7 protein-coding genes are annotated in these 11,573 nt (G+C 46.4%); 4 read left to right on the top strand and 3 right to left on the bottom strand.

Going from position 1 to position 11,573, the window contains the following annotated elements:
* Positions 1–61 precede the first annotated feature (61 nt).
* From ABW391_RS26715 to ABW391_RS26705, 3 genes are all read right to left on the bottom strand, one after another.
* Positions 62–1,627, bottom strand: coding sequence for a glycoside hydrolase family 43 protein (locus ABW391_RS26715; RefSeq protein ID WP_353484968.1), 1,566 nt, complete (start codon positions 1,625–1,627; stop codon positions 62–64).
* A gap of 317 nt (positions 1,628–1,944) precedes the next feature.
* Positions 1,945–3,609 (bottom strand): glycoside hydrolase family 43 protein, encoded by a 1,665-nt coding sequence (locus tag ABW391_RS26710; RefSeq protein WP_353484967.1) that lies wholly within the window; start codon positions 3,607–3,609, stop codon positions 1,945–1,947.
* Positions 3,610–3,646: 37 nt separating this feature from the next.
* Positions 3,647–6,106, bottom strand: a complete 2,460-nt coding sequence (locus ABW391_RS26705; protein ID WP_353484966.1) for a glycoside hydrolase family 95 protein — start codon at positions 6,104–6,106, stop codon at positions 3,647–3,649.
* Positions 6,107–6,403: 297 nt separating this feature from the next.
* Between ABW391_RS26705 and ABW391_RS26700 the strand changes: the two genes are divergently transcribed.
* The 4 genes from ABW391_RS26700 to ABW391_RS26685 all read left to right on the top strand — a co-directional run bounded on the left by ABW391_RS26700 (position 6,404) and on the right by ABW391_RS26685 (position 11,195).
* Positions 6,404–7,093 (top strand): hypothetical protein, encoded by a 690-nt coding sequence (locus tag ABW391_RS26700; RefSeq protein WP_353484965.1) that lies wholly within the window; start codon positions 6,404–6,406, stop codon positions 7,091–7,093.
* 35 nt (positions 7,094–7,128) lie between these two features.
* Positions 7,129–9,096, top strand: coding sequence for a glycoside hydrolase family 97 protein (locus tag ABW391_RS26695; RefSeq protein ID WP_353484964.1), 1,968 nt, complete (start codon positions 7,129–7,131; stop codon positions 9,094–9,096).
* 189 nt (positions 9,097–9,285) lie between these two features.
* Complete coding sequence (locus ABW391_RS26690) at positions 9,286–10,074, top strand: PhzF family phenazine biosynthesis protein (protein WP_353484963.1); 789 nt, start codon at positions 9,286–9,288, stop codon at positions 10,072–10,074.
* Between the two features lie 206 nt (positions 10,075–10,280).
* The gene (locus ABW391_RS26685; RefSeq protein WP_353484962.1) at positions 10,281–11,195 is read left to right on the top strand and encodes a hypothetical protein; all 915 of its coding nucleotides are present in this window, start codon (positions 10,281–10,283) and stop codon (positions 11,193–11,195) included.
* Positions 11,196–11,573: the final 378 nt, after the last annotated feature.

Below are 11,573 nucleotides of genomic sequence, written 5' to 3'. Positions count from 1 at the left end.
GCGATTGTGAACAATAGTTTTTTCATGTCTAAGTTTGTTGTTTATAGTTTATTTGTCAAGCTTATTTTGAGATTTTATCCTCGATGTGGAAATAATCAAAATCTGCATAGCCTCCCACTTGTTGCGTAGCGTAGTTAAACAAGCCAAAGCGGTATCCCATAAAATGAGGGAGGGTGTACGACATCTTCAATTGCTCACCAATTGGATTCCATGACTTGCCATCCAAACTGTAGAAGAAGTTGGCTACATCCTTTTTATCCCTGAAATTGCACTCGGCCTTAAAGTAGACTTTGTTGCCTTTCAAAGGCACACGCTGCGCTTCCACGGGTTTGCCCGATCCGGCATTGATCATCACAATTTGCCTTTGGCCGCTGATGACTTTAACCCCCAGCAAACCATAGTTTTTTTGCAAAAGGCACAAGCCTGCAAAATCGCCTTCCTTCAAGTTGGAAACATCCAGGGCTGTAGATCCAGAGCATTCCGGACCGATGCTGCGTTGGGTCAAGGTGTTTCTGGCCAGGAAAAAGGAAGTGTCAAGCCGCCCGGTTTGCAGGCGGAGGTAACCTTTTCGGGCTTTAAGCGACCAAAGTGAGTTCTCGGGGTTGTGGTTCCATTGCCAGACCAGGGGTAGAGCAGGGTCTCCTTTTTGGCGGCTGAATTCATCTGAATGGACCAGATTCGGAATCAGCCCCGTGCTGGCCGGAAGATTCAAGGTTTCGGGTACTTTGCCATCTATTCCCAGGATTGGCCAGCCGTCTTCCCATTTTACCGGCACCAGATAAGGAATGCGCCCCACTGCTCCATAATCGCGGAAAAGGTAAGCGTACCACTGGCCATCTGGTGTGTCGATGAGTCCACCTTGCGCTACTCCCAAATCCTGCAAGGCCAGTTTGCCTTCCCAAGGGCCAGTGATTTTATCCGCTCTATGAATCAATACGGTTCGCATGCCACCGCGTGGCCAGACGATGTTGAAGAGGTAGTATTTTCCATTGACTTTGAAGAGTTGAGAACCTTCTGATTGTAGCATGATGTTGTTTCCGGCTGGCAGGCTGGCATTTTCGATCAAAACCTGTTCGGTCGTACCGGGTTTTACGCCCGACAAATCGGCGTTGAGTTCAATCATTTTCAATTTGCCTACACCGTAAATCAGGTAAACCCGGCCGTCGTCGTCAAAAAAGAGGGTATGGTCGTGGTAAGAGGGTTTAAAAGAAATGGCTTTCCAAGGGCCTTTTTCGATGTCTTTGGTGGTATAAATATGGGTTCTGCCCGAAGTTTGGGCAAAAGTGGTAACATAATAAGTCCCCTGATGGTAGCGAATACTGCTGGCCCAGGAACCTCTGCCGTAGGTGCTTTTGCCATTGTTGAGGGTCATGGCATCTACGGTAGTCAGGGTATCGTAGGCATAGCCGACCATTTGCCAGTTGATCAGGTCTTTGGATTTCATGATCGGCAGGCCGGGACTCAGGTGCATGGTGGTGCTGCTCATGTAATAGGTTTCGCCTACGCGGATCATGGATAGGTCGGGTACATCGGCAAAGATGACGGGGTTTTGGGCGGGTTTGGTTTGGGCCAGTAAACACTGAGCAGCCAGCAGAGGGAAAATGAAAACGAAAATGTAGGACTTCATGTTGAAATAGATTTTTTGGCTTCGCCAAAAGAGAATTTCACCACGACGTCACGACGAACACAACGTTTGCGCTACGCGCGCTTGCGATGCTGCGCATCTTAAGCAAAGCGACAACAATAGGAGAACGGATGACCCGGATTAGAACAGATTAGAACGGATAGAATTCAGGTAACCGAAAAATTGATCCGTTCTAATCAGTGTCATCCGTTCTCCTAATTAATGCCGCTTTACGCCGAAGGCGTGCAAAACGTCGTGTTCGTCGTGACTTCGTGGTGAAATCAAAATGCTGTTTGTTTATAGTTTATAGTGGTGCCCTGCTATTTGAACATGGGGTCATTTCCGCCATATTTCAGGTATTTAAAAGAAGCAGAGTTGGTAGTTGTTTCACCTGAAGAAGTGGCGTACATCCCGTACAAACAGCCGATGAAACTTCCTGCCGCTTTGGTGCTGAGGAATTTGGCGTCTACTTTTTCTTTCAGCGGCTGCCAACTTTTAAAATCCTCCGAACAGTAAAAACTGTAGGTATCGCCCGCCGAGCTGATGCGCAAGCCCACTGATTTTGCTGAGGCTTTCACCGGAATTTCAGCAAGCAATTCCATGGCTTTTTCCTTGGTCAAACTTTGATACAACTGAACGACCGCTTTGCCCTGCGACTGGGATTTGCACAAGTAGTAAAAATGTTTTTCATCCTGAAGAATCACCAAACCTGCTTTTTCATGTTCCGCAGTGGCCGAGAAACTCAAAGCGGTTTCTGCGGTGCTGTTCAAGTGTTGCTGGCGTTTGCCGATGAAAGAAGGATTGCTGAAATCCATCACCGTCTCAGGCTTCAGATTCAGGGTTAGTCCCTGTTTTTTGGACAAGGAAAAAGAACTGCTGTCGATTTTGCGCATGAACAATAGGGCGGGGTCGAGGTTTTTTTCAAAAGGTAGGGTGTACTGGAAATTACCCGCTTGTGGCAAAGCGTTTTTTTGTTTTACCTCTTTGAACTTGGCCGTGTAGGAGTATTGGATTTCCTTGTGATCAGGATTGATGATGGGCCAGTCGTTTTTCCATTCCACGGGAGCGATGAAAGTTTCCCGGCCAGTGTTGTAAAAGTCGCCTTCATAAGGCCTTACCGCCAAAAAAATGGCGTAGGTTTTGCCATCGGGGCCTTCTACAAACTGGGCGTGTCCAGCGGAAGTAACCGGATTCTTACGATCAGCGGGTAAATCGCGCTGCGTCAAAATCGGGTTTTGATCGTAAGGCACGAAGGGGCCCAAAATCGATTTGCTGCGCAAAACCACCTCTGAGTGATTGACGGAAGTGCCTCCTTCCGCTGCATACAAATAGTACCAGCCATTCTTTTTTAGGAAGTGTGGCGCTTCAATCCAGACTGGTTTTTTGGTAATGTCGACACCACCATTGATCAGTTGTATTTCTTCACCGACCACCTTCAGGGCTACGGGGTCAAACTCCTGCACCCTGACCGTGCGGTGGCCTGAGTATAAGGGTTTGCGGTCGGGGGCATCGCTGTTGTACACGATGTAGGCTTTGTCGTCATCGAAATAAATGGATGGGTCAATGCCGCGCACCTGTGGAATTTTCATTGGGTCACTCCAAGGCCCGGCGGGGTCTTTGGCAGTTACGACAAAATTGCCATCGTGGTCAATGTCGGTGCAAACCACGTAATAAGTACCTTTGTGGTAACTGATGGAAGGGGCAAACAAGCCTCGGGTCAAACGTTCCCCCATAAAATCCATCTGGGAATTGCGGTGGATGACATTGCCGATTTGTTTCCAGTTTTTCAAATCCTTACTGTGAAACACCGGAATACCAGGGAAGTAGGAAAAAGTGGAAGTGACGAGGTAATAATCCTTGCCTACCTGTGTGATGCTTGGATCGGGATAAAACCCGTTCAGGATCGGATTGGGAATGGTGATTTGAGCCTGGCCCATTTGGCTGGCAAAGAGTACGATGAAGATGGTTTGATATAGTTTATGCATGGTAGTGTGTTTCTAAATTTTAAAAAATGTTCACCTATTATTGTCCCACCAGAGTATAAATCCCTCCTTTCTGCGTAGGCAAATCATACAGTAGCGTTGCTTTTAACTCCAGTGCTTTGATCGTAGATTTTTCAGAAACAATCGGCGCTGGTGTCTCTTCAGTTTGATAAAAGGGGTTGGGGTTTTTACCCGTAGCTACTTTCAAACTTGCCCCATAGCTCAATTTCAAGGCATTGGGTACCCGCAAGCGCAGGTTGCCACCCAGGGTGGATTTTACCACCAATTTGGCCACCTTGGCGTCCTTCCACTGTAAGTCTACGATTTCAAAACTGCCCCAGGCCCGCAGCCCGGTAATGCTGCCATTTGGCCATACATCTGGTAGTGCGGGCAATACATGTACGGCCGCATCAGAACTTTGCAGCAACATTTCGGTGATGCCCGAGGTACAGCCAAAATTGCCGTCAATTTGGAAAGGTGGGTGCGCATCGAAGAGGTTGTTGTAGGTGCCGCCGCCATCGGGATTTACACCCAGTGGAGTCAGTTGGTTTTGGATCAATTTGTAGGCATGATTCCCATCCTGCAATTTGGCCCACCAGTTCACCTTCCAGCCCATGCTCCAACCTGTGGATACATCGCCCCGTTGGAGTAGGGTATTGCGGGAAGCAGCGAATAGCTCAGGGGTACGGTAGGGGGAAATTTGGTTGGAAGGAAATAAACCGTACAAATGCGATACGTGGCGGTGATGGTCATCGGGGGCGTCCACATCGTCTAGCCACTCTTGCAGCTGGTTGTGTTGACCAATGTGCATGGGGGCCAGGCGGCTGCGCATTTGTTTCAGGGTATCTACAAAAGCGGCATCCTTACCCAACAACTGGGCAGTACGAATGGTCGAACTAAAAACGTCGTAGACAATCTGGTTGTCCATCGTTGTTCCTGCATCCAGGGAGGAACCTCCATGCGCTTTGGGCGCATTTTCAGGAGAGTTGCCTGGACTGACTACCAACCATTTGTACTTTGGGTGTTCAATTAAAAAATCAACATAAAACAGAGCGGCTCCTTTGAGCGCAGGGTAAATACTGGCCAAATACGTTTTATCACCATTGTAGAGGTAATGCTCCCAAAGGTGTTGGGTGAGCCAGGCACCTCCTGCGGTCCACATGCCCCAAAAGGCACCATCAACTGCGCCATTGATGCGCCAGATGTCGGTGTTGTGGTGGGTCATCCAGCCGCGGGTGCCATACATGGTTCTGGCGGTTTCTTGTCCGGTTACTGAGAGTTCTTTGACCATCTCCAGGAGTGGTTGATGCAGCTCGGCGAGATTGGTACGCTCGGCGGGCCAGTAGTTCATCTCGGTGTTGATGTTGATGGTGTACTTGCTGTCCCAGGGTGGGTTGAGGCGATTGTTCCAGATGCCTTGCAGGTTTGCGGGCTGGCCGCCGGGTTGGGAGGAAGAAATCAACAAATAGCGGCCAAACTGGTAATACAAACTGACCAGATGGGGGTCATTGGTACTGCTGAAGTTTTTAAGGCGCTCGTCGATCGGCAAATTGGCGGCGGGAGTGCTGCCCAAATTGAGTTTGACCCGCTTGAAATATTTTTGGTAGGCCGCAATGTGTCCAGCCAGGATGGCGGCATAAGTTTTGGGATAGACTTTGTTCAAATATTCTTCAGCCCGCTTTTCTTCATCGCCGCTGATGTCCTTGTAATTGTTGAAGTTGGTGGCGATCGAAATAAAGATGGTAGCTGAATTGGCTCCTTTTACAATAAGCGAAGTATCGTTGGAACTCAGGCTGCCACCCTCCAGTTTGATGCGGGTGATGCCTTTAAATTCGACCAAACCTTTTACTCCTTCGTGGTCGCTGGTGGTGCCCGTGATGGTCAGGTCTTTAGTAGGGGTGGTGGCGAAGACTTTTTTGCGCTGGGGGGAGGAGTAGTTGGCAGAAAAAGAGAGACTTCCAGCTTTGCTGGCCGTGAGCCGCATTACGATCACCCGATCGGGAAAAGATGCCAAAACTTCCCGCGTATAGGTAACCTCATCAACGGTGTAGGAGGTCTTGACTACGGCTTTTTCGATGTCCAGTTCGCGGTAATAATTGCTGTATTTTTCATGGCCTGCGAAGGAGAGATGAAGGCTGCCGACGGGCTGGAACATTTGCCCATGCGACTTTTTGGTGATGATGACCCGATTGGCTAGTCTTTCCGCTTCTTTGTGTTTTCCTTCAAAAATCAATTTCCTGATTTCAGCAAGTGAGTCCAAAGATGCAGGGTTGTCATTGCGGTTGGGGCTGCCGCTCCACACCGTGTGTTCGTTGAGCTGAATGGTTTCTTTGTCTACATTGCCATAGACCATGGCGCCCAGACGACCATTTCCGATGGGGAGCGCATTTTCCCATTTATTGCCTGAAGGTTGGTTGTACCAAAGCTTCAAGGTTTGGTTTTCCTGGCCAAAAGCCCAAGAGGATATTAGGAGCAAACAATAAAGAAAGTTGTGTTGCATGGCAGTTAGAATGAAAAAGGTGTACTCAATTTGCAGAACTGATCTTCTGTGGGTATAAAATCCAGGTAAGCAGATTCAATCGCACTCAAATCTAGCAAAAATTATTATTGTAATTTGTACAATTATTTGAAAAATTTGTAGCTATCAAGATTTAATTTGGTAAAAATCAATTCATTGGCCAGTTTTGGGTGAAAATAATTAGCAATCTGCTCAAACATTGTTTTCCTGCTTAGCGCAAAGGGTCGTATTTTAAGCGCTCAGGAGAACGCCAAACACAAAACACAATAACTACGAATCATGAATAAATTTGTCTACATCACTGTACTTGCTATCATTGGATTGAACATTACCGCTTGTCGATTGGCCGAACACAGGGATGATTTGCCCAAACAAACGGTAGACCTCTTTGTACGCTACCTACAACCCGAAAAAGAATACAAAGCAGAGGCCATTTTATTAGAAGGAGACTCCACGCCTTTGGCCAAATCCATTCGTTTCCCCGAAGGGATTCGGTTTATAGATAAGGACATGACCGAGATCCAGGTTACAGAGAACTTATTGCGGTATTCTACCCAATTTGGCGGAGAATACCTGCAATCGGCCAAATTTGCCTTTCAGGACAAACGCAGAACGGCCCATACCCTGACCCTAACTATGCAACCACTGGGGGATATTCAGATTGACTTTCCGACCGACCTCAATGGGCAGGTTCAGTTCAGCATCAGCAACGGCGGGGTGCTCCAGCAAACCGAAAGCCTGGTAGCAGTGTTGACCGACCGAACTGGGCAAACTTCAACCGTGACCATCCAGGGGCCATCCACCAGTGGCGAATATGCCTTCCCGCTGGTGTCGTTTGGCAATCCAGTGAAAGGCAATGGCGAAGTTTATTTTGTGAAAAAGCAGGTGCGCAATGAGCAAAAAGGCAATCTCAATGTGCATTTGGTGGAAGAATTGTACTCGGCGTCGCTGGCGGTGAAAATTCCTTGATAAAAACCGCAGCGAAGCTGCAAAAAAATAAAGTTATGCGTCTTATTCTTCTTTGCTTGATACTGGTCTATTGTGCCCAGCTCAATGCCCAAACCTACCAATTGTTTTCTCCCGACCGCCAGATTGAACTGGTCGTCAAGGTCGGAGCGCGGCTTGATCTTCAGGTTAAATTTCAAAACCAAACCATTATTGATTCTTGCCGCATGGGTTTACAATTGGCCAATGGAACCCAATTGGGCCTGCGGGCCAGCGTACAAAAAGAAGAACGCCGCAGTGTACGCGATACCCTTTATCCCCTTGTACCAGAAAAACGCGCCCTGATTCCCGACCATTTCAATGAGCTGACTATAAGGTTCAAACAATCCTTTGCCCTCACTTTTCGGGCGTACAACGATGGGGTGGCCTATCGGTTTTCCACGGCATTTAAAGACAGCATCACCATCGCTGGAGAAACGGCGCGGTTTGGTTTTCCGGGGCAATCAACGTTGTATTATCCCAGCGTAGGGAAACGCAGCGATGCCGATATTTTTCACACCAGTTTTGAAGCGCCTTACAAGATTGCCCGTTTGGATACCATGCCTGCGGCAGATTTGGCGTTTTCGCCGGTATTGCTCAGTCCGGTATCCGACCCCAAGGTCTTGCTTACAGAATCGGATCTGTTGGGCTATCCTGGGATGTTTTTGCAGAAAGGCACTGGCAATGCATTGCAAGGCGTGTTTGCGCCTTACCCCAAAAAAATCATGGTCACGGAGGGCGAGTTTCCGCAACAAATCGTGACGGAGCGGGAGTCCTGGATTGCCCGTTGCGCCGGCACCCGCGTATATCCCTGGCGGGTCATGATCATTGCGCCTACCGACGCTGATTTGGTACAAAACGACCTGGTGTACCGCCTGGCCAGTCCCAACCGCCTGAAAGAAACCGACTGGATCAAACCCGGCACCAGCACCGAAGAATGGATCATCGGCAGCAATTTGTACAATGTGCCTTTTGAAGCGGGCATCAATACGGCCACTTACAAGTACTACATCGATTTTGCAGCCCGTTTTGGCCTGGAATATGTGATGCTGGATGCCGGTTGGAGCGATGTGAAAGACCTGTTCAAAATCACTCCGGGCATGAACCTGGATACCATTGCCGATTATGCCCGCCAGAAAAACGTGGGCCTAATCCTGTGGACGCTATCGATGACCCTGGATCGGCAACTGGACAGCGCCATGCACCAGTTTCAGCGTTGGGGTGTACGTTGCATCATGACCGATTTTATGGATCGCGACGACCAGTTTATGGTCAATTTTTATGAGCGCATTGCGGAAGCTACAGCGCGGTACAAGATCATGGTGATGTTTCATGGGGCTTACAAGCCTGCGGGCATGCAGCGTACGTATCCGCACCTGATCACCCGCGAAGGTGCGCTGGGGTCAGAATTCAACATCTGGAGCGAAACGGTGACGCCCGATCATGACTTGCTGTTGCCCTTCATCCGGCAGCCGAGTGGCCCGATGGACTACGAACCCGGCGGCCTGGACAATGCCTCCAAAAAGACCTTTCGCCCCATTGCGGAAAAAGTGATGACCCAAGGTACCCGGGCGCATCAGTTGGCGCTGTTTTTGGTGTACGAAAGCCCCCTGCAAATGTTCAGCGGCAACCCTTCAGCGGCCTGGCTGGAACCAAAATACATGGAACTCTTGGGCAGCTTCCCGAGCACCTGGCACGAAACCCGGGTATTGCAAGCCCGCCTTGGCGATCATCTGGTGTTGGCGCGCCGCCACGGCAAACGCTGGTACCTGGCCGCCATCAACGATTGGACGCCTTATGAAACGGTAGTGAAGCTGGATTTTTTGACCAAAGGGAAAACCTATCGGGCTACGGTCTGCGCAGACGGCGTGAATGCACATCGATTTGGATCGGATTATACGCTGCGGGAGATTACGGTAAAAGCTGGTGATGCAATGCCGATTAAGCTGGCGCCGGGCGGCGGCTGGGTGATGGTGTTGGAGGAATGAAGGGTGCGCATTTTGGATGGGTTCGAAAGGCAAAGAGCTGTCTATTTTTAATCAATCCATTCGTAACCAGTCGAGTAAAATAAAAATTGCAGATGCTTAGGGATTTATTGTCCCTGGTTTATCTTTACAAAGCTGATGAGACAAGCCTGCATATTTCCGTGTTAGCGGTAATTTTTAGAGACCATCACAATGAAATTAAATCTTTATCAAATTGACGCATTTACCGACAAAATATTTGGCGGAAACCCTGCTTGTGTAGTACCTCTTACCTATTGGTTAAAAGATGAAATCTTACTAAAAATTACTAAGGAAAATGCAGTTGCTGAAACTGCTTTTTTCGTAGAAAAGGGAGGCAAAATTCATTTGCGTTGGTTCACGCCTGAAATTGAAATGGATTTGTGTGGACACGCCACACTTGCTACTGCACATTGCTTAAAGACAATTCTTGATTACAAAGGCGACAAAATAGTTTTTGAAACACTAAGTGGCGACTTAACCGTTTTTGTGGACAAAGATCTTTATAAAATGGACTTCCCATCAAGAGTGCCGACACTTGATTACTTACCAGAAATTATTGAAAAATCATTAAGTATCAAGCCCAAAGAAGTCTTAAAGTCAAGGGATTATGTTTTAGTTTATGAAAACGAAACAGAAATTAGAAATATCAAAATTGACAGGCAGCTTTTTGACCAAATAAACCTTGACCCAGGTGGAGTAATTGTAACAGCAACGGGCGATAACTGTGATTTTGTTTCAAGATTTTTCACACCACAGGCATCAATTTTAGAAGACCCAGTAACAGGTTCGGCACATTGTTCTTTAATTCCCTTTTGGGCGACAAGGCTTAACAAAAAAGAACTTAAAGCACTTCAGGTTTCTGAACGAGTTGGAAAACTTTTTTGTGAAGACAAGGGCGACCGAGTTATAATTAGCGGACAAGCAAAAACGTATTCAATAGGCAACCTGTGGACAGAATAAAACTATTGCCAACAACTAAGCCATCGATCGGTACGCAATGCTAAGAAGGCAGGCAGGGTTGAACAGAACTTTTGGGTGTCATACAACTGACGTTTTGCAAAGTTCCGAAAAAAAAATACCCCCTTCGCTCAATTATTTTTCGGAACTACGCAAAGCCGTAGCGCGTGTGTGGCAATTAATGACACACACAACAATAAAAAATTTATATGAAAAAATTGAATTATTTATTTATTGCAACAGCCTTATACGCTTTGAGTGTTAACATTTCGTATGGACAAGGATGTAGTGACGCTGGCTTTTGTACTATCAACAGTTTTAAACCTAATAGTACTGACAGCACAGAAGTTTTGAATAACCAACTCAAAATAGGAGCTTTTTATGGGAGTGCTGATAACTCAATTTCAGTTTACGGTGTTTATTTTGAGTATAACCGACAATTTAATGAGAAATTTGGACTTGATGCCAAACTGACAACAATTGCTCAAGGTGGAAATGGAATATCTATATTCGGACTTTCAGACGTTTTTGTAAACACCAACTATAAAGCAAATGAAAGATTAAAATTTACGTTAGGGGCAAAAATACCACTATCAATAGCAGATAAAACCAATGACAATCTTCCTCTGCCAATGGACTATCAGGCAAGTTTGGGAACATTTGACCTAATATTCGGAATTGGATATGTAATTAAGAAAATCCAATTTGTAGCTGCCATTCAACAACCATTGACACAAAATGACAATCAATTTATTGCAACGAGTTATCCAATTAATTCTAAACTGAGAACATTTCAATCAACCAATAAATTCCAAAGAGCTGGAGATGTTTTATTACGAGTTTCCTACCCCTTAAATATTACCCCTAAATTTAAATTGACACCAAGTCTTTTGCCAATCTATCACTTGACAAATGACAAGTACACAGCTGAATTTGATGTTGAAAAAGAAATTATCGGCTCGCAAGGACTTACGCTAAATGGTAATGTTTATTTAGACTGTGAACTAACTAGTAAAAGCACAATTCAACTTAATGTTGGAATACCGTTTATCGTGAGAGATGCTAGACCAGATGGTTTGACAAGAAGTTTTGTAGCGAATTTAGAATACAGAATAAAATTTTAACTGCCACTAACAACTTGGTAGTGGGGCAAAATGATCACTTATTTTTTTATCGCCCCTAAGCCTTCGTTCGGCATGCAATGCCAAGAATGAAAGTATGGTTGAGCGGTAGACAGAAAAATGTCATTATTCACTAAAAGTGTACCATTCAACCAACGACTCTTTGAGTACGCCCGAATACTTTTGTTTTGGCCGAAAATGAGTTGGATTCGCAGCAAATGAGACCCGAAAATTCGTAACTTTACAAATACGCTAACGTGTTAGCGATAACGTTATTTGAAAACGTTTTCAGATGAGGCAGAAGGAAAAATCGCAACACCGTAAGCAATAAAAAACAATCACAAAAGATTAAAAACAAAACAAATGACCACTTACTCCATT

The sequence above is a fragment of the Haliscomenobacter sp. genome (genome assembly GCF_040403615.1).
Classification (GTDB): domain Bacteria; phylum Bacteroidota; class Bacteroidia; order Chitinophagales; family Saprospiraceae; genus Haliscomenobacter.
This window is presented reverse-complemented; position numbering and strand designations above follow the sequence as displayed.

Coding starts and splice junctions, on each gene's coding strand:
- ABW391_RS26690 (WP_353484963.1), top strand. CDS start 9,286: ATGAAATTAAATCTTTATCAAATTGACGCATTTACCGACAAAATATTT.
- ABW391_RS26685 (WP_353484962.1), top strand. CDS start 10,281: ATGAAAAAATTGAATTATTTATTTATTGCAACAGCCTTATACGCTTTG.
- ABW391_RS26705 (WP_353484966.1), bottom strand. CDS start 6,106: ATGCAACACAACTTTCTTTATTGTTTGCTCCTAATATCCTCTTGGGCT.
- ABW391_RS26700 (WP_353484965.1), top strand. CDS start 6,404: ATGAATAAATTTGTCTACATCACTGTACTTGCTATCATTGGATTGAAC.
- ABW391_RS26715 (WP_353484968.1), bottom strand. CDS start 1,627: ATGAAGTCCTACATTTTCGTTTTCATTTTCCCTCTGCTGGCTGCTCAG.
- ABW391_RS26710 (WP_353484967.1), bottom strand. CDS start 3,609: ATGCATAAACTATATCAAACCATCTTCATCGTACTCTTTGCCAGCCAA.
- ABW391_RS26695 (WP_353484964.1), top strand. CDS start 7,129: ATGCGTCTTATTCTTCTTTGCTTGATACTGGTCTATTGTGCCCAGCTC.